Source organism: Arcobacter thermotolerans (assembly GCF_983172305.1).
Genome location: NZ_CFAFZJ010000012.1, coordinates 38,085 through 56,291, shown reverse-complemented (window position 1 = coordinate 56,291; position 18,207 = coordinate 38,085). Strand labels below are relative to the sequence as shown.

Here is an 18,207-nt window from a genome sequence, read left to right as displayed (position 1 = left end):
AAATTTTGATTGTATTTAAAAATTGCTTACAATACAACAAGTTCATTGTATAATTAAAATCTATTTTACAAACTCTCTATTTTTATCCGTTTTTCTCCAAATCATACTTTGCCTATCATATCTTTTTACTATTTTTGCAGAAAAACCTATCAACACTACATCCTCTCTATCTCTAAAAATCAATTTGTATCTTCACAATCTAGCTTTTTCTCTCAATCACACTCATAGCTCCATACCAAAAATATTTTGAAAATATAGCATTAAACTCTTTATGGCAAATAAAATTATATAACCATCTTCTACCTAAAACTTTATTCAAAGCAATAGAATCTACTTTTTTCAATTTATCATTTGCTTTTACTATCTTTTTGAAGTAATTTTTCAAATCACTCAGTAAAACTTTCTTTGCATTTGTTCGTATATTGTCAGATATTATAAAATGTAATTTTTTCTCATCTTCACTTAAATTTGTATCAAGAATATTTAAAGCTTCTTGAAAAATATTTTTAACTACTTGATATCTTTTTTCAACCTCTTTTTCTGCAACTCTTGTCATGCTTGTTTCTAAAAATCTATAATTTAACAGTACTTTAGGAATATTATAAAATTTTCCAACTTTTGCTAATTGAGTCCAAAGATGATAATCTTCTGCATACTTACAGTAGTATTTTGAAACATTCATTTTTTAAACCGCATATCTATTAGTTTTTCTCTTAAAAAGTTTGGTAATCCAAAATATCTCAAAAATTTTACAATAAATCCAACTATAAAAAATTTAAAATTCTTCTTTGAACTGATTGCTTCTCTAAACATATCAAAATCAAATATTTTTAATTTAAATTTATAATCTCTTTTATCATCAAGTATTTGATTTACTGTTTTTCTAACTTCATCTTTAAAACAGAAAAATTTATATTTTCTTTTATATATTTTTGTTAAATCTTTATTAAACTTGTTATAATAATAATCTACCACATAATTCCCATCACTTTTTTTTGTATCCAATCTTGTTCTAAAACTATAACTATTTGATGATTGTCTATAATTAATAAGTGGCTTTAAAATTATTCCAAATTTACCAAATTCAAGAACTCTAAACCAAAGTTCAAAATCAGCAGCTGTTTTAAAATTTTCAGCATCATATTTTTTTATCTTATTTTTATAAATATCAGTTCTCATCATAACACTTGGACAAACAATAAAATTACCTATTTCTAATACTTTTTTTAACATTTCAATTTGATTATCTATCGTCATAAATTCTTTATTTTCAAAAAATTCTTTTAATGGTACTTTATATAATCTTTTACTATTTTCATCTATCAAATTCATATCAGTAGAAACAGCTACACACTCTTTATTTTCTAACAGAAATTTAACTTGCTCTTCTACTATTGTTGGTTCATAAACATCATCAGAGTGATATAAAGCACCATATTCTCCTTCAAGATTTTGTATACACTTATTAAAATTCCCTTCAGCTCCTATGCTAGTCTCATTTTGAAATACTTTTATATGAGTATATTTTGCTTCATACTCTTTTAATATTTTCATACTATTATCTGTTGAAGCATTATCAAATATTTTTATAATAATATTTTTATAGGTTTGATTTACTAAACTATCAAGTGTTTCACTTATAGTCTTTTCATTATTATAATTTGGTATGCAAATACATACTAAAGGTTGATTATTCAACTAAAACTCCTTTTTTCTTGATTATCATATACATCACAAATAAAAAATAAATTCCATATACTGTTAATATAATTAATGAATATTTTAATTGATATGAATATTCATAAAAATAAATAGAAATCAATAAAGGTAAAGCATATAGAAATATCATTAAAAATGTTTTAATTTCCAAGTTAATTTTAACTAATTTATTCATTTTAAAATACATGGTTAAAAATCCCATAAAACTTGCGAACAATAAAGCTATTGATACTAAGATTTTATAATTTTCAAATTGAGCAACTATTAAAACACCAACTACAGATAAAATACCTCCAACAGCGTATGGAAAAATAAGTTTTTTTGTATCTATTTTTGCATGAGCAATATTCGCTACCATATTAGCTGACATTCTAAAAAAAGCAATCCAAATACCAAATATAGCATAAATATAAGTATCATAATATTTTGCATCTACTAAAATTTTTATAAAATAAAAAGATAAAAAAGAGACAAAAAGAGCTAGTAAAAAATATATTGGGATAATTAGATTTATAATATCATTTATGGTATTTTTAAATTTACTTTCATCTTTCATGTTTTTATACATCATTGGATATAAATATTGCATAACTACAGTTTCAAAAGCACTTGAAATTGCAAAAGCAAGTGCTATTCCAACTCCAAAATATCCTAAAAACTCTGCACTTATATATTTTTCAATGATTATTCCATAGGATTGAGTTTGCATCCATAAAAAAAGAACTCCAATAGATAGTGGTAAAGAAAATTTTAAAACACTTTTTATATTGTCATATTTTATCATTCTAAAAGAGCTTGAAATATTAAACTCATTTTGAATCTTTCTTATAAAATATAATAATGCAAAAATAGCAAACAATCCAAATCCAAAGACCTGTCCCAAAATCCAAAATACACCTTTAAAATCAAAATAATTTATAAAATAGATAGAGAGTAGAAGTCCAACTATTTGAGTACCAATTGTAAATAAAATAAAAGAAACTCTATTCCCTAATAAATTAATCATAGGAAGAATTGTTTGATTCCAAGTATTAAAAAATATATATAATGATACAAATAAAATAAAATAAAACATTTCAATACTATTACCTATACCTACTTTATATAATAAATATGTCAAAATAAAAGATATAAAAAACATAAAAACAACATAAAAATTAAATATAAAAAAAACATTCATGATTTTCTTTTCTTCATACCATCTATGAGTATTTCTATTTATATATTGTCCTACTGGATTTATTAAAAAAAATCCATAAAGTCCTACTATACTCATTATTAAATAGTAATTTCCCATTTCTATTGGTTCTAAATATTTTGTTGCTATTTTTATACTTACTAATGCAATTATAATTTGTAATACTCTACCAATTATTAAAATTAAAAGCTCTTTATTTATCAATAATTATTCCTATTAAAGTTTTTGCAAAAAACTCGCTACTAAATAAATAAGCTTTATCACTTTTCAAAAAAGTTTCTATATTTTCTAAATATTGTAGATACTTTTCATTATTTATACTTGTTATAAACTCATAAAGTTTTTCATAACTCTCAAACTCTCTTTTATCTATAAAACAATCTTTTGGAATATGTTCTGTTATATTATTTGCACCCCAATATATAGGGATACATCCAGCAAAAAAACAATCAAATATTTTTTCTGTAATATAGCCTGAGATATCTTTTGCATTTTCATAACAAATAGCAAATTTATATTTTTCAAGTACCTCTTTTTTGGAATCAACTTTACCTTTATAGCTTGAAAAACTTGGTTTAAACATTTTTGATAATTTTGATTTTCTTAATAAAATATTTACATATTTGTTTTCACTTCTAAATTCATCCCATCCTATTCCATAAAAATCAAAATCATTCGGATGATTTTTTTCAAACCATCTTATAGCTTCAATTCTTTTACTATAAAGCTCAAGTGGGTGATTAACCTTTTTATTTCCAGCTATAAGAGTACAAAGTTTCTCTTTTTTTGATACCTCTTTATTTATAGTTTTTGGAATTTCTTGAGCAAAATTAAATTTAAAATATTTTTTGTTATCTATAATATCATCTTTCCAAGTAAAAATTTTATTGAAATATTTATGATTTTTTAAATTCCAATTATCAGGTCTAATTAATTCACTTTCAAAAATCAAAAGATAAGATTTTTGTATGTCGTCTTTTTTCGGTAATATTTTTGGCATTTCATTATATATTACAATCTGAGATTCTTCAATCGAATGTATATCTTGTGTTGCTAATTCATGTCCATATTTTTTAAACTCTTGTTTTAAAAACCAAAACGGATACATACAATTATCACGATTTATAATCTTATCGTTCAAATCAAAAAGCTTATTATTCTGATAAGATTTAGATACTACAATACATGCTTTTTTCATTTGATTTTTTCCAGTATCTCATTAAGTCTATGAATATATCCATGTTGTTCTATAGATTTTTCATGTCCTAATTTTTTTACACTTTCTCTTTCTTTTTCATTTTGTAAATAATACTTTATTAACAACTCAGCTTCATCTACATTGTTATAGCAAACAACTTCTCTACCTATATCAAAATAATTTTCAATTGTAGGAACATAATCAGTTAATTGAAATCCACCAAAATAAGGTATTTCAAAATTTCTAGCTTTTGTTTGGCTTTGATTTTTACTTTTTTTTGTAAACATACTTTTTATTGTTCTTAAAAAATTTTTAGGGTTATATAACATATATCTAATATCATAACTAACACTGTTTGAAATATTTAAATTAATTTTTGAGGATATAAATAATTTATTCATATCCTCAGCACTTAAAGGACCATTTTCCCATCCATTTCCAAATACTTCTATTTTTATACCTCTTTTTTTAAGAGTATCTATAAACCATTTTCTATATGGATGAAAACCACCCACAAAAGAAACATCATATTTATACTTTTCAAATTTTGGTATTTTATGGCTATTTATAGCAGCCCATTGGCTATAAATAATGTTATTTTGACCTAAGCTTTTGTATTTTTCTATAGAAAACTTATCTGTAGTAATGCAATATGTAAAATGATTTGCATATTTATATGTAAAATTATCAAATCTCCATTGATCGTCCCCAAACCAATTTATAGTTAAATATTTTGTTTTAAGATAATCTAGTGTTTCTAATTCAAACTGATTTTGAAATAAAGAAAAGAAAATTAAATCAGGTTTAATATGATCTGCAAAATCTTTTAATTTTTGTTGCATCGGTTTTGTATTTTGTAAATACTCATCATAATAAAACATTACAACTTCATGATGTAACTCTTCAAATGATTTTTTAAAACCATCAAGCCCTATGATATTTCTGCCACGAGCCTTGATACCATAATCGTATTGTAAATCTACATATAATATCTTCATTATTTATTACAAAACCCTCTAATCTTCTCAATCATATAATTAATAGCATCATCACCCATACCAGGATATAAACCTATCCAAAAGCTATCATTCATAATTTTATCAGTCACTTTTAAATCTCCAACTATTCTATAATCAGTATCTAAAACCATACTATCAAACATAGGATGTCTTATCATATTTCCAGCAAATAGGTTTCTTGTTTGTATTTTATTTGCTTCAAGATACTCTACAAGTTCATTTCGTGTAAAGTTTACACCATCTTTTAAAGTCATCATAAATCCAAACCAGCTTGGGTCAGAATTTGGTTGAGTTTCAACTAAATGTAATTGTTCTAAATCTTTTAATCCATCATATAGTTTCTTTTGATTCTCTTTTCTTTTTTCAACAAATGTTGGGAATTTTTCAAGTTGAGCACATCCAATCGCTGCTTGCATATCTGAAACTTTTAAATTAAATCCAAAATGAGAATAAACATATTTATGATCATAACCTTTTGGAAGTGTTCCAAAGCTTTGAGAAAATCTACATCCACAAGTGTTATCAACACCACTTTCACACCAACAATCTCTTCCCCAGTCTCTCATTGAAAGCATAATTTTTTTTAGAAGTGGATTATTTGTATAAGTAGCTCCTCCCTCACCCATAGTCATATGATGTGGAGGATAAAAAGAGCTAGTACCTATATCTCCCCAAGTTCCTGTTGGTTTTCCTTCATAAGTTGAACCTAATGCATCACAGTTATCTTCGATTAACCAAAGATTGTGTTTATTGCAAAACTCTTTTACAGCTCTTAGATTAAAAGGATTTCCTAAACTATGAGCTATCATAATAGCTTTTGTTTTAGGACTAAGTGCTAGTTCTAGTTGAGATACATCTACATTTGCATATTTTAAATCCATATCTACAAATACTGGAACTGCTCCATATTGAACTATTGGAGCTACAGTTGTTGGAAATCCAGCAGCTACAGTTATAACTTCATCTCCTCTTTTAACTTGTCTATCTTTTAGTAAAGGAGAAGTTAAAGCATAAAATGCAAGTAAGTTTGCACTACTTCCTGAATTTACTAAAAATGCATATCGTACACCCAAATATTTAGCCAAAGTTTTTTCAAATTTTTTACTATAATCACCATATGTAAGCCAAAAATCTAAAGAGCTATCAACTAAATATTGCATCTCTGTTTCATCAAAAACTCTTCCTGCATAATTTACTCTAGTTTCACCATCAACAAATTTTTTCTCTTGCACTGGTTTATGAACCAGTTCATAATACTCTTTTGTTTTTTGTAAAATCTCTTGTTTTAGTTTTTCTTGTTGTGTCATTTGTTTTATTTCCCTTTCCAGATATTATTTATTTCTTTTAGATATGGATCATTTATGATAGATTCTTTATCTAGCCTTTCAAGATTTACTTTAAAATAGTTTCTCATTTTTGAAATAGCATCTTTATGTGAAGTAAATTCAAAGTTTTTTAATTCTTTCATAATTCTTTCATTATTTGAAGTGTATTCGTTGTTTAAACAATCATTTAGAACTTTAATTTCAGATTTAAAATCACTTGTTTCATTTACTAAATTTGCAAGAGTTATTAAATCAATTTTTATACCTGTTGTAGCATTATAGATTTTTTCTTTTGATTCATTATGAATAGTCCAATCTATCATCCGTAACAAATCATCTATATAAATATAATCAAAGTAAACATTTTTATTTATCACTATTGGCAATTTTAATAGATTTTTCACTATCGCATTTGTAATGAACTTAAATCTATAATTTTCATACTCTCCATAAGCTCCAAAAATTCTTAATTGAACTATATTATCCGATTTTTCGATATATTTAGAAGTGATTGATTTATAAAAACCATATTCATCCAAAGGTTGTGCATCTAAATAATCTTCTTCACGAGCGTCAACTATAGGTTTATGTTTACTATATTCTGCTCCACTTCCAAATGATATAATTTTTTTTACATTTTTCTCATGTTTAGCGATATTAAAAAATATTCTAAGATTATACTCAGTAACATTTTTCATATCAACTGTTGTTCTATCTCCACCTTTATTTGCCAAATGAATTATAATATCAATTTTATTTCCTAAAATGTAATTATCTACTGCTTCTTCATTTACTAAATCAAGTTCTTTACTTGAAGGAGTAAAAAGATTATATTTTGAATAGTTTTTATTTAAATACTCTTTTAAATGAGTTCCTATAAATCCATTTGAACCTGTTATAAATATGTTCATAATATCTCCAATATTTTTTTTGAAATTTTTTTTGAAGTAAATTCAAACTTTTCTCTAATAAAAAATTGACTTCCAACATAATGAGAATATTCATCAGGTAGTGCAAATCTTTTAAATATTGGATTTAACCTAGATTCTGCAATATACTCTGATACCACACTTCCTAATCCTCCAATAATACTATGTTCTTCAATTGTAAATATATATTTTTTTGAAGATACTATTTTCTCCAAAGCTTCGTAATCAAAAGGCTTTATAGTGTGAAAACTAATAACATCTGCTAAAAATCCTCTTTGTTTTAGTTCACTTGAAACCTCCAAAGCTATATCAGAAGAATTTCCAGTAAATAAAATAGCTATATTACTGTTTTCATTTGTTTCTATAAAATTTGCTTTGCCTAATTCTATTTTTGATTCTTGACCACTAATTATAGGTTCACCTTTTTTAGCTAGTCTAAAATATATTGGACCTTGATGATTTATAGATTCTTCTGTAATCTTTTCTACTTCATAAGGATCACAAGGAGAAAATACAGTCATATTCGGTAATGCTCTCATGATTGCAATATCTTCAATAGAGTGATGAGTAGCACCTGCAGGACCATATGTAAGACCAGCACCAACTCCCACAAGTCTTACATTTGTATTCATATAAGCAACATCAACACGAATTTGTTCAAATGGTCTCATTGTTACAAAAGGAATTATACTGTAAACATAAACTATCTTACCACTTAAAGCTAACCCAGATGCTATACTTACAGCATTTGATTCAGCAATACCAACATTTAAAAATCTATCTGGAAATTTTTCTTCAAACTCTTCTAAAACAGAAAAACCTAAATCTGGTGTTATCACAAATATTCTTTCATCTTGTTCTGCTAATTTTACTAGTGTTTTAACAAATGTATTTCTCATGACAACTCTTTTATTGCTTGTTCTAATTGTTCTTTATTTGGTGATTTATAATGCCACACAAATTCATTCTCCATATAACTTACACCTTTCCCTTTGATTGTATGAGCAATAATAGCTTTAGGCTTATTACTTTTTGCAATTAATGCTTGCTCTATTTCATATAAATTGTGTCCATCTATTTCAATAACTTCCCAATTAAATGATTTTAACTTTTGATTTAATGGCTCAAGATTAACTACTTCATTTGTTTTTCCGTAACCTTGTAATTTATTGTAATCAATAATCATGGTTAAATTATCAAGATCTTTATGTGGTGCAAACATAATAGCTTCCCATATAGATCCTTCATTTAGTTCTCCGTCTCCACACATTACATAAACATGATTATCAAGTTTATCTATTTTATTTGCTATTGCCATTCCTACACCTATCGATAATCCATGCCCTAAAGAGCCAGAAGAAACTTCAACTCCTGGAACTGCATCTTTATCTAAATGTCCTGGTAATTTTCCTCCATCTAAATAAAATCCATTGAGTAATTCTTTTGAAAAATATCCTCTCTCTGCTAAAGTTGCATAAAGGGCTGAGCTTCCATGTCCTTTGCTGAGAATAAATTTATCTCTACTTTTTAAGGTTGTATTACTAGAGTCAATATTCATAATTTTAAAATATAAAATTGTCAATATATCAACTGTTGATAATGCTGTTCCTGAATGTGAAGCAAATGATCTAGCATTCATCTGAACAATAGACTTTCTAATATTTTTTGATATTTGTTCTAATTCCATCATTTACTCCACTATATTTTATTATTTTTACTTCAAGCAAAGCTTTTACACTACAAAAATACTTTTGAATATTTACTATCATATATTTAATCCTTTTATCAATATGTAAGTCTTGCTCTAGTTCGTTCAATCATTTCACAAAACTCTTTTTCTATATCTTCTTCTTTTTCATTCCACTTTAAATTATCATTTTCTTCTATTGAAACTTTTGTTTGATTTAAGATATTTTCTCTATTTTTGGCATTATCTTCCCATCCTCTTCTTTTTGAAAGTTGAGAAAAACTTTGCTCTATAATATCTAAAGAAAAAGATGATTTTTCTTTAACCTTATATGCAAAAAGTGCAATATCATCATCTGGGAAAATAGTTTTTCCACCTTCAAACATTTCATAAACTTTTTTTGACTTCTCATAAGAGTGTTTAAAAAGATAAGTTTGCACTGTTGGAATAGTTGTAAAACAGTTAATATCTTCCAAATATACTGCATTTGCCCTTTGTTCTTCTGGTCTTTTAAATGGTTGCCAACCTACTGGAGTGTAAATTCTATTTCCATTTTTAGCTTGTGTCATAAATAAAAATGTTGGAGTAATTCTATATATAACTCCATCTTTACTATTTTCTCTCATAGGTTCATACTGTTGTGTATTAAAATTATATTTTTGTGTAGCAAAAAAAGTTGCTACATCAAAATTTTTTGTAATATCTAAATAATCAGTTGCCAAACCATAATGTTGTCCTATAGCATGTGAATCTACGCATATATTCTTACTCTTTGCAAAAGTAAATCTAGGATTTGTTTGAATAGCTTGTTCAAAATACAATGAACGGCAAATAGCAAGAAATAGTTCTTCAATATCTTTTATTCTCCCAAAACCTGATAAGCAAGGGTTATAAACACTCGTTTGTCCACGATACTCAAAAAAATCAAACTCAACTCCACTCATTAAGTTTACACAATCTTTTTCAGTGTCTTCTATGGCATGTAATCCTTCCATATTGTCAAATTCTATATCTCTATAATTAAAAATTTCACCTGTATTTAAAGGTTGAATACTTAAATGTTGTTTTAATATCTCAATATTTTCAAATATTTTTGTCATTTTAACTTCCCTAAAAGCTCAAAAGAGTTTATATCCATCTTGGAAACTGCAAACCATTTTTTACCCAAATCTTTCAAACTAGCTCCAAAGTGATAAATATCTTTTTCATCAATGAAAATTTGTCCATTGTAGAAAATGTGATTTTGGTGTGGTTCATAATCTTTGATCTTTGACTTTACAACTTGCATATCATTTTCAAGATTTAGTAGTCTTTGTTCTGTTATTTTATGACTGTTTATAGCATAACCATTAAAGATATACTCTTTTAATACTGATGTAGCCCATTGTCGAAATTTTGTAGCTTTTTTACTATTTGCTCTGTATCCTATAGATATAATTACATCCAAATTGTAGTGTAAAACATCTCTAGCAACCTCTCTATTTCCCTCTTTTTGAACTATCCGGAAATTCCGGATAGTTGAGTTTTCAACTAGCTCTTCCTCTTTATAAATAAATTTTATATGTTCATTTATTGTTCTAATATCTTTATCAAAAAGCTCTGCAATTTGTTTTTGAGTAAGCCATATAGTTTCACTATCTATTGAAGTCTTTAGCTCAAGCTCCCCATCTTTATATATAGCTATGGATTGGTTTGATAAAGCTAGTTCCACTATCTTGCCCACTCTATATTTTTTGCTTTTGCATCAGCAATATAACTCTCTAAATCATTTTGAGTTAATATCTCTTTATTATTTTCATAATAAGATTTATACCATTTTACAGTTTTTTCAAATGTTGTTTCACTATCCCAAATATCTTTCCACTTTAAAAGAATATGTGCTTTTGAGCAGTCTAGCTTTAGAAGATTTGCTTCGTGAAGTTGATTTGGATCACTATTTATCTCATAATCTATTTTATCCCAATGTTTTTTTACATTTTTCACAACCTCTTCAACTGTAATACTTCCTTCATCTGATGGACCAAAATTCCAAGCTTCTGCAAACTCTACTTTTTCTTCAAGAAGTTTTTGACCAATATGTAAATATCCACTAAGTGGTTCAAGTACATGCTCCCATGGTCTTGTTGCTTTTGGATTTCTTATACTTACTTTTTTACCAATTGAAACTGAAATCATAATATCAGTAATAAGTCTATCCTTTGCCCAATCACCACCACCTATTACATTTCCAGCTCTACAAGTTGCAATTAAAGTATTGTGAGTTTTTTTGTAATCTTTTATATTAAAAAAAGAATTTCTATAAGATGTTGCTAATATATCTGCACAACCTTTAGATGAACTATATGGATCATATCCTCCCATTGGATCATTTTCTCTATATCCCCAAACCCACTCTTTGTTTTCATAAGCTTTATCACTTGTGATATTTACTATTGCTTTTACATTATTAATTCTGCTAGCTTCAAATACTTTTAAAGTTCCTATTACATTTGTTTCATAAGTTTCTATTGGATTTTCATAAGATAATCTAACCAATGGTTGTGCTGCAAGATGAAATACAATGTCTGGTTTATATTCACTAAAAACTTGATTTAATTTATCTAAATCTCTAATATCTCCAATAATAGAAATAATATCTAAGTCTAAAAGTTCTATATGGTTTGGATTTGTAGGAGCTTCAAGTGAATACCCTACAACTTTTGCACCCATTTGTTTTAACCAAAAACATAACCAAGAACCTTTAAATCCAGTATGCCCTGTAACAAGTACAGTTTTATCTTTATAGATTCCAGAAAATAAACTTTGCATTACCAAATTTTCCATGGAGCTTTACCGCTATCCCAAAGTTTATTTAAATCATTTTTATCTTTTAAACTATCCATAGGAGACCAAAATCCTGTATGCTTATATGTAAACATCTCACCATCTTTTGCTAAATTTTTAAGTGGAGCTTGCTCAAATATTGTACTATCTCCTTCAAGAATATAATCAAATACTTTTGGCTCACATACAAAATATCCAGCATTTATAAAATGCCCATCACCCTTTGGTTTTTCTTGAAAACTTGCAACTTGATTATTATCAATTATTTCTATAGCTCCAAACCTTCCATCTGGTTGATGAGAAGTCATTGTGATTGCTTTTCCATGAGATTTATGAAATTTAACAAGTTCATCTATATTTATATCAGCTACACCATCACCATAAGTTAACATAAAAGGTTCATTTCCAATAAAACTTTGTGCTCTTTTTATTCTTCCACCTGTCATACTATCTAAACCTGTGTCAAGAAGTGTTATTTTCCATGGTTCACTTGAGTTATTTAAAACTTCCATTTTTCCTGTTTGCATATCAATAGTAACATCACTTTGATGTAAAAAGTAGTTTGCAAAGTACTCTTTTATATAGTAACCTTTATATCCAAGAAGAATAACAAAATCATTAAAACCATATTTCGAATATATTTTCATAATATGCCATAGAATTGGTTTTCCACCAATTTCTACCATAGGTTTTGGTCGAATATCTGTCTCTTCGGATAGTCTTGTTCCAAATCCACCTGCTAATAATAATACTTTCATTTTAAAACCTCTGCCAAATATTTAATTTCATCTTCTAATCCTATTTGATGATTTCCAACAAATAATCCATTTTCATGTAAATAATCAGCATTCTTAAGTTTTCCATGGATTTCATAATCAAAATACTTCATAACCTCATTTCTAGTAAAATTTCCAGTAACTATTGGTCTACAATCTATTTTTGCATCCATAAGCTTTTTAACTATATCAACTCTTTTAAGTTTTGAAGTAGGTTTGATAATAAGTGAAAAACCAAACCATGAACTATTACAAATATCTTTTTGGATAATAAAATCAGGATGGTTTGAAAATAACTCTTGGAAAAGTTTTGCATTTTCTCTTCTTTTAGCTAAAAAATTTGGAAGTTTTTTAAGCTGTTCTATTCCTATTGCTCCACTCATTTCTACTGGTCGTACATTATAACCTGGAAGTACAAATCTAAATGACTCTTCAAACCAGTTATCACTTTTTGTACAAACTTTATTATCTTTAGGTAAATTTCTAGTCCATCCATGAGCTCTTAAAGAAAGTAATATATGATAAAGCTCTTCATCATCAGTTACTACAAATCCACCTTCCATTGTTGCCATATGATGAGAAAAGAAAGTAGAAAATGTACCCATTATCCCAAAAGTTCCAGCTTGTTTACCTTTGTACTCTGCTCCCATAGATTCGCAATTATCTTCAAGTATGAAGATATCTTTATCTTTTGTCATTTCAAAGATTTTATCAAAATCATTTGGATTTCCTAAAAGATTTACTACCATTATCATTTTTGTATTATCTGTGATTGCAGATTTTAAAGCATCTAAATCATAGTTTAAAGTTTCTAAATCTATATCTACAAATTTTAATTTTAATCCATATTGGTGTAATGGATAATATGTAGTTGACCAAGAAACAGCAGGAACTATTACTTCATCTCCTCTTTTAAGCTTTGGATTTTTTGTATAAAAAAGTGCCGCAGTTGCTATTAAATTTGCAGTTGAACCAGAGCTTACCATTACAGCATATTTACTTCCAGTAAATTTACAAAAATCTTTTTCAAACTGTGCAACACTCTCACCCATAGTGTACATATCTCTATTTATTACAGATTGGATTGCTTCTAACTCTTTTTCATCCCATGTTGATGTTGCTAATGGATAGCTAGTTATCATTTTAATACCTCTTTTAAATAATATTCATAAGTCTTTTGAATTCCATCTTTTAAAGATGTTTTATATTTCCAACCAAAGCTTTGAAGCTTTGTATCATCAATAAGCTTTTGTTTCATTCCAACAGGTTTTGATAAATCATGGATAAATTTACCTTTGTATCCAATAACTTCTGTTATAGCTTTATAATATTCATTTATCGTATAGTCATGCCCTAACCCTACATTTATATTCTGTGGCATATCTTCAAAATTTTCTAAAGCAAAATATGTAAAATCTGCCAAATCTTGAGCATACATAAACTCTCGTCTAGCTTCTCCATCACCCCAAATATCAAGAGTTTCTTGATTATTTACTTTTGCTTCATGAATTTTTTTAATAACTGCTGGAAGCATATGAGAATGTTTGGGGTCAAACTTATCATATCGTCCATAAAGGTTGCATGGAATAATTGTTTTATATCTATAGTCACTATTTTCTCTATTTATATATTCACAAAGTCTAGTTGAAGTTACTTTTGCAATAGCATAGCCTTCATTTGTAGGCTCTAATTCACCTTTGAGTATTAGCTCTTCTCCTAGTGGATTAATAGCATCTCGTGGATACATACAAGAGCTACTCATATTTATAAGTTTTTTAATTCCAGTTTCATAAGCACTCATTATAATATTTAATCCTATTTGAGTATTCTCAACTAAAAATGCTACAGGATTTGCTATATTAGCTTGAATACCACCAACTCTTCCTGCACAGTGAATTATAATATCGGGTTTATTTTCTTTTATATATTTATCAACCGAATTTCTATCTAAAAGATTAAGCTCTTTACTTGATGGAGTTAAAAGAATATAATTTTTTGATTTTTCAAATTCAAATATATTTTTTCCTACCATTCCATTTGAACCAGTTATTAGTATTTTTTGCATATCAAAAAATCCTACTCATAATAACTCATAGTTTTATATCCACCATCTTTTAGGTAAACATCTTTTGTCATAAGTTTTAAATCTGATTTCATCATATCATTTACTAAATCTTGTAGATTGTATTCTCTATTCCATCCTAGCTTTTTCTCTGCTTTAGAAGGATCTCCTAAAAGTAAATCAACCTCTGTTGGTCTAAAGTATCTTGGATCAACGCAAACTACTATTTGTCCTAATTTAAGGTGAGAAATATCTATATTTGATGCTTTTGCTTTTTCTAAATCTAAAGAATCAACTATACCAACTTCATCAACTCCAACACCTTCAAATCTAAGATTTATTCCAGCATAAGCAAATGAGAATTTTACAAAATCTCTTACAGTTGTAGTTTGACCAGTTGCTATTACCCAATCTTCTGGCTCCTCTGCTTGAAGAATCATCCACATCATTCTTACATAATCTTTTGCATGTCCCCAGTCTCTTTTTGCATCAAGGTTTCCAAGATATAGTTTATCTTGAAGTCCAAGAGCAATTTTACTTGCAGCTCTAGTTATTTTTCTAGTAACAAATGTCTCACCTCGAACTGGAGATTCATGATTAAATAATATTCCATTACAAGCAAACATTCCATAAGCTTCTCTATAATTTACAGTTATCCAATATGCATACATTTTAGCAACTGCATATGGGCTTCTTGGATAAAATGGAGTTGTTTCACTTTGTGGAGTTTCTTGTACTTTTCCATAAAGTTCAGAAGTAGATGCTTGATATATTTTTGTTTTTTTTGTAAGTCCTAATAGCTTTACAGCTTCAAGGATTCTAAGAGTTCCAGTACCATCTGCATTTGCTACATACTCAGGTGTTTCAAACGATACATGAACATGACTCATAGCAGCAAGATTATAAATCTCATCAGGTTGAGTTTCTTGAATGATTCTTGTAAGATTCATACTATCTGTCATATCACCATAGTGAAGATGTAACTTTACATCTTTTTCATGAACATCTTGATATAAGTGGTCTATTCTATCTGTATTAAACAAAGAGCTTCTTCTTTTAATACCATGAACTATATAACCTTTTTTTAAAAGAAATTCAGCAAGATAACTTCCATCTTGTCCTGTGATTCCTGTGATTAGTGCTACTTTTTGATTTGTCATTAAATTCTTTCTCCTATACTGTTTTTAAAATAATCTTTTACATATTTATAAACTTCTTTAGAGTTCATAATTTCATCCTTGCTTAACCATACATAAATATTATGTTGAGCTTTTGGTAAGTCTTGGATATAAGATACTTCTATCTCATATGCAAGATTTACATAGTGAGTTGATATATTATCATCTACAAAACTATCTTTATAAAAATGTTCAAACACTCCAATAAACTTTGGATTAAAATCTTCAATATTTAATCCAATTTCATCTTTTAATAATCTTTTTTTTGCTTCATTTAGAGTTTCATTTTTAAACAATCTTCCACCAAGTGTAAAAAAGTAATCATAAGCTGGTTTATTTACTCTTTTACCAAGTAGTATTTTATTGTCTTGATTTTTAATAATAAAATCTATTGAAACTAAAGGTGCGATATCAACTAAAGTTTTAAATTTATCCAACTCAAGCATTTTAGTTTTTACACTCTCTGCTAAAATCATCTTCAACTCTTACAATATCATCTTCACCTGTATATTCACCAACTTGTGCTTCTATTAAAACTACTGGTATTTTTCCTTCATTTTCAAGTCTATGAAGTTCTCCAGCTTTTATATATGTACTCTCATTTGGTCTAACTAATCTTTTCTCATCTCCTACAGTTACTGTTGCAGTTCCTGATACCACAATCCAGTGTTCACTTCGGTGGAAATGTTTTTGTAGCGATAATCTTTTCCCGGGGTTTACTTCTATTCTTTTTATCTTATATCCAGTTGATTCTTCTAGAACTGTATAGCTTCCCCATGGTCTATATCCTGTTAAGTGAATATTATGAAGTTGTGAGTTTGACTCTTTTAATTTTTCAACTACTTTTTTAACCTTTTGACTAGAGCCTTTTTTAGAAATTAAAAGTGCATCACCAGAATCAATAATTATTAAATCTTCTATATCAACTGTTGCTATTTTTCGCTCACTTCCATATACTAAATTATTTTTAGAATCAATTGCTATATGATTTTCATTTATAGTATTATTATTTTCATCTTTAGGAAGTTCTTCATAAAGTGAATCAAAGCTTCCTACATCACTCCAAGAGATATTTGAAGGAATTACTTTAACTATATTTGATTTTTCCATAACAGCATAATCTATACTATCCTCAGGAATATTTGCCATATCTTCATGTTTTATTCTAATTAGGTTATTTGTATTTGTTGCATTTTCAAAAGCTATTTTTGAAGTTTCATATATCTCAGGTGAATAGTTTTTAAGTTCATCAAGAAATACTCCTGCTTTAAAACAAAACATTCCAGAGTTCCAATAATAGTTTCCAGCTTTTAAATATGAAGTTGCTATTTCAAAGTTTGGTTTTTCATGAAAAGCTTTTACATCAAACTCATTTACAGTTTCAATATATCCAAATCCAGTTTCAGCAAATGTTGGAGTTATTCCAAATGTTACAAGTTTATTTTCAGATGCAAACTCTTTTGCCTTATTAAGTACTTTTTCATACTCTTTTTCATCTTTTATTAGATGATCACTTGGAGTTACAAGAACTATTTCATCATAATCAAGTTGCATACAAGCAAGTGCAATTGCAGGTGCTGTATTTCTTCCTATTGGTTCTAATAAATATTTATTATTCTCAATATTAAGCTCTTCAAGTTGATCTAAAGCTAAAAAATATTGTTCAGAGTTTGAAACTATAATAGAAGATTTACACAGTTTACTATTTCTCTCAACTGTTAATTGAAAAAGTGATTTATCATCGAAGAGTTTTACAAACTGTTTTGGCATAAGAGTACGACTAATTGGCCATAGTCTTGTTCCACTTCCACCGCATAATATTATGTTTGTCATTTTAATTCTCCCCTAAACCTTTCAAAACATCAAGCTCTTTTTGAAGCTCATCATACTCAGCTTTTTTTATAGCAATAAACTTCTCTGTAATCTCTATTTTCTCTTTGATACCTTTAGGAGTTAGAAGATATTTATATTGGATCTTATTTTCTGAGTTTACAAATCTTTGAGTTTTTATAAGACCTTTATCAATTAAGTTTTTAAGTACATAATTCACTTTTCCCAAGCTATAGCCTATCTCATCTGCTATTGTTCTTTGGCTTGTGACTTTATCTACACTTCTTAGAATTTTTAGTTCTATCTCTTCTTGATTCAAAATCTTAATTCCCCTTTAAAAATTGAGTTTGAAATATACTATGTTTAATCTTTGAACACTATTAAAAATTAATTATATTTTTTTAATTCCATCGAATTTGATGTAATTAAAAAAAACAAAATAGTAGTAAAACTAGAGGTAAAA

20 protein-coding genes are annotated in these 18,207 nt (G+C 27.3%); all 20 read right to left on the bottom strand.

Annotated elements, in window-relative coordinates; all coding sequences use genetic code 11:
* Window positions 1-60 precede the first annotated feature (60 nt).
* The 20 genes from AC5LG6_RS09335 to AC5LG6_RS09240 all read right to left on the bottom strand — a co-directional run bounded on the left by AC5LG6_RS09335 (window position 61) and on the right by AC5LG6_RS09240 (window position 18,063).
* Window positions 61-183: a hypothetical protein gene (locus tag AC5LG6_RS09335; protein WP_498586357.1), complete on the bottom strand. Its 123-nt coding sequence runs from the start codon at window positions 181-183 to the stop codon at window positions 61-63.
* A gap of 16 nt (window positions 184-199) precedes the next feature.
* Window positions 200-682 carry a hypothetical protein gene (locus AC5LG6_RS09330; protein WP_498586356.1) on the bottom strand — a complete coding sequence of 161 codons (483 nt, stop codon included), beginning with the start codon at window positions 680-682 and terminating at the stop codon, window positions 200-202.
* Window positions 679-1,698 (bottom strand): glycosyltransferase, encoded by a 1,020-nt coding sequence (locus AC5LG6_RS09325; protein WP_498586355.1) that lies wholly within the window; start codon window positions 1,696-1,698, stop codon window positions 679-681. The genes AC5LG6_RS09330 and AC5LG6_RS09325 overlap by 4 nt, the downstream gene beginning before the upstream one ends.
* Window positions 1,691-3,121, bottom strand: a complete 1,431-nt coding sequence (locus AC5LG6_RS09320) for a lipopolysaccharide biosynthesis protein (protein WP_498586354.1) — start codon at window positions 3,119-3,121, stop codon at window positions 1,691-1,693. The genes AC5LG6_RS09325 and AC5LG6_RS09320 overlap by 8 nt, the downstream gene beginning before the upstream one ends.
* Window positions 3,111-4,115: a glycosyltransferase family 10 domain-containing protein gene (locus tag AC5LG6_RS09315; RefSeq protein WP_498586353.1), complete on the bottom strand. Its 1,005-nt coding sequence runs from the start codon at window positions 4,113-4,115 to the stop codon at window positions 3,111-3,113. Before AC5LG6_RS09315 ends, AC5LG6_RS09320 begins: the two co-directional genes overlap by 11 nt.
* Complete coding sequence (locus tag AC5LG6_RS09310) at window positions 4,112-5,113, bottom strand: CgeB family protein (RefSeq protein WP_498586352.1); 1,002 nt, start codon at window positions 5,111-5,113, stop codon at window positions 4,112-4,114. Before AC5LG6_RS09310 ends, AC5LG6_RS09315 begins: the two co-directional genes overlap by 4 nt.
* Window positions 5,113-6,441: a lipopolysaccharide biosynthesis protein RfbH gene (gene rfbH, locus AC5LG6_RS09305; RefSeq protein ID WP_498586351.1), complete on the bottom strand. Its 1,329-nt coding sequence runs from the start codon at window positions 6,439-6,441 to the stop codon at window positions 5,113-5,115. Before rfbH ends, AC5LG6_RS09310 begins: the two co-directional genes overlap by 1 nt.
* A 5-nt stretch (window positions 6,442-6,446) precedes the next feature.
* Window positions 6,447-7,370, bottom strand: a complete 924-nt coding sequence (locus tag AC5LG6_RS09300) for an NAD-dependent epimerase/dehydratase family protein (RefSeq protein WP_498586350.1) — start codon at window positions 7,368-7,370, stop codon at window positions 6,447-6,449.
* A complete protein-coding gene (locus tag AC5LG6_RS09295; protein WP_498586349.1) occupies window positions 7,367-8,287 on the bottom strand; it encodes a transketolase family protein in 921 nt (306 codons plus the stop codon). The genes AC5LG6_RS09300 and AC5LG6_RS09295 overlap by 4 nt, the downstream gene beginning before the upstream one ends.
* The gene (locus AC5LG6_RS09290; RefSeq protein ID WP_498586348.1) at window positions 8,284-9,075 is read right to left on the bottom strand and encodes a transketolase; all 792 of its coding nucleotides are present in this window, start codon (window positions 9,073-9,075) and stop codon (window positions 8,284-8,286) included. Before AC5LG6_RS09290 ends, AC5LG6_RS09295 begins: the two co-directional genes overlap by 4 nt.
* Window positions 9,076-9,173: 98 nt before the next feature.
* A complete protein-coding gene (locus AC5LG6_RS09285; protein ID WP_498586347.1) occupies window positions 9,174-10,175 on the bottom strand; it encodes an FRG domain-containing protein in 1,002 nt (333 codons plus the stop codon).
* Window positions 10,172-10,786 carry a virulence RhuM family protein gene (locus AC5LG6_RS09280; RefSeq protein ID WP_498586346.1) on the bottom strand — a complete coding sequence of 205 codons (615 nt, stop codon included), beginning with the start codon at window positions 10,784-10,786 and terminating at the stop codon, window positions 10,172-10,174. Before AC5LG6_RS09280 ends, AC5LG6_RS09285 begins: the two co-directional genes overlap by 4 nt.
* Complete coding sequence (gene rfbG, locus AC5LG6_RS09275; RefSeq protein ID WP_498586344.1) at window positions 10,786-11,898, bottom strand: CDP-glucose 4,6-dehydratase; 1,113 nt, start codon at window positions 11,896-11,898, stop codon at window positions 10,786-10,788. The genes AC5LG6_RS09280 and rfbG overlap by 1 nt, the downstream gene beginning before the upstream one ends.
* Window positions 11,883-12,656, bottom strand: coding sequence for a glucose-1-phosphate cytidylyltransferase (gene rfbF / locus AC5LG6_RS09270; RefSeq protein WP_498586343.1), 774 nt, complete (start codon window positions 12,654-12,656; stop codon window positions 11,883-11,885). The genes rfbG and rfbF overlap by 16 nt, the downstream gene beginning before the upstream one ends.
* Window positions 12,653-13,816 carry a DegT/DnrJ/EryC1/StrS family aminotransferase gene (locus AC5LG6_RS09265; RefSeq protein WP_498586342.1) on the bottom strand — a complete coding sequence of 388 codons (1,164 nt, stop codon included), beginning with the start codon at window positions 13,814-13,816 and terminating at the stop codon, window positions 12,653-12,655. Before AC5LG6_RS09265 ends, rfbF begins: the two co-directional genes overlap by 4 nt.
* Window positions 13,813-14,739, bottom strand: coding sequence for a GDP-L-fucose synthase family protein (locus AC5LG6_RS09260; protein ID WP_498586341.1), 927 nt, complete (start codon window positions 14,737-14,739; stop codon window positions 13,813-13,815). The genes AC5LG6_RS09265 and AC5LG6_RS09260 overlap by 4 nt, the downstream gene beginning before the upstream one ends.
* Before the next feature lie 11 nt (window positions 14,740-14,750).
* On the bottom strand, window positions 14,751-15,896 hold the full coding sequence (gmd, locus tag AC5LG6_RS09255) for a GDP-mannose 4,6-dehydratase (protein WP_498586340.1): 1,146 nt from the start codon (window positions 15,894-15,896) through the stop codon (window positions 14,751-14,753).
* The gene (locus AC5LG6_RS09250; protein ID WP_498586339.1) at window positions 15,896-16,390 is read right to left on the bottom strand and encodes a GDP-mannose mannosyl hydrolase; all 495 of its coding nucleotides are present in this window, start codon (window positions 16,388-16,390) and stop codon (window positions 15,896-15,898) included. Before AC5LG6_RS09250 ends, gmd begins: the two co-directional genes overlap by 1 nt.
* Entirely contained in the window at window positions 16,362-17,747 is a 1,386-nt protein-coding gene (locus AC5LG6_RS09245) for a mannose-1-phosphate guanylyltransferase/mannose-6-phosphate isomerase (protein WP_498586338.1), read from the bottom strand. The genes AC5LG6_RS09250 and AC5LG6_RS09245 overlap by 29 nt, the downstream gene beginning before the upstream one ends.
* A 1-nt stretch (window position 17,748) precedes the next feature.
* Complete coding sequence (locus tag AC5LG6_RS09240; protein ID WP_498586337.1) at window positions 17,749-18,063, bottom strand: MarR family EPS-associated transcriptional regulator; 315 nt, start codon at window positions 18,061-18,063, stop codon at window positions 17,749-17,751.
* Window positions 18,064-18,207: the final 144 nt, after the last annotated feature.

What these genes read in the sequence shown, in the direction of transcription:
- AC5LG6_RS09330 (WP_498586356.1), bottom strand. Translation starts at nt 682, where the DNA reads ATGAATGTTTCAAAATACTACTGTAAGTATGCAGAAGATTATCATCTT.
- AC5LG6_RS09315 (WP_498586353.1), bottom strand. Translation starts at nt 4,115, where the DNA reads ATGAAAAAAGCATGTATTGTAGTATCTAAATCTTATCAGAATAATAAG.
- AC5LG6_RS09310 (WP_498586352.1), bottom strand. Translation starts at nt 5,113, where the DNA reads ATGAAGATATTATATGTAGATTTACAATACGATTATGGTATCAAGGCT.
- rfbH (WP_498586351.1), bottom strand. Translation starts at nt 6,441, where the DNA reads ATGACACAACAAGAAAAACTAAAACAAGAGATTTTACAAAAAACAAAA.
- AC5LG6_RS09300 (WP_498586350.1), bottom strand. Translation starts at nt 7,370, where the DNA reads ATGAACATATTTATAACAGGTTCAAATGGATTTATAGGAACTCATTTA.
- AC5LG6_RS09295 (WP_498586349.1), bottom strand. Translation starts at nt 8,287, where the DNA reads ATGAGAAATACATTTGTTAAAACACTAGTAAAATTAGCAGAACAAGAT.
- AC5LG6_RS09290 (WP_498586348.1), bottom strand. Translation starts at nt 9,075, where the DNA reads ATGGAATTAGAACAAATATCAAAAAATATTAGAAAGTCTATTGTTCAG.
- AC5LG6_RS09285 (WP_498586347.1), bottom strand. Translation starts at nt 10,175, where the DNA reads ATGACAAAAATATTTGAAAATATTGAGATATTAAAACAACATTTAAGT.
- rfbG (WP_498586344.1), bottom strand. Translation starts at nt 11,898, where the DNA reads ATGGAAAATTTGGTAATGCAAAGTTTATTTTCTGGAATCTATAAAGAT.
- rfbF (WP_498586343.1), bottom strand. Translation starts at nt 12,656, where the DNA reads ATGAAAGTATTATTATTAGCAGGTGGATTTGGAACAAGACTATCCGAA.
- AC5LG6_RS09265 (WP_498586342.1), bottom strand. Translation starts at nt 13,816, where the DNA reads ATGATAACTAGCTATCCATTAGCAACATCAACATGGGATGAAAAAGAG.
- AC5LG6_RS09260 (WP_498586341.1), bottom strand. Translation starts at nt 14,739, where the DNA reads ATGCAAAAAATACTAATAACTGGTTCAAATGGAATGGTAGGAAAAAAT.
- gmd (WP_498586340.1), bottom strand. Translation starts at nt 15,896, where the DNA reads ATGACAAATCAAAAAGTAGCACTAATCACAGGAATCACAGGACAAGAT.
- AC5LG6_RS09250 (WP_498586339.1), bottom strand. Translation starts at nt 16,390, where the DNA reads ATGATTTTAGCAGAGAGTGTAAAAACTAAAATGCTTGAGTTGGATAAA.
- AC5LG6_RS09245 (WP_498586338.1), bottom strand. Translation starts at nt 17,747, where the DNA reads ATGACAAACATAATATTATGCGGTGGAAGTGGAACAAGACTATGGCCA.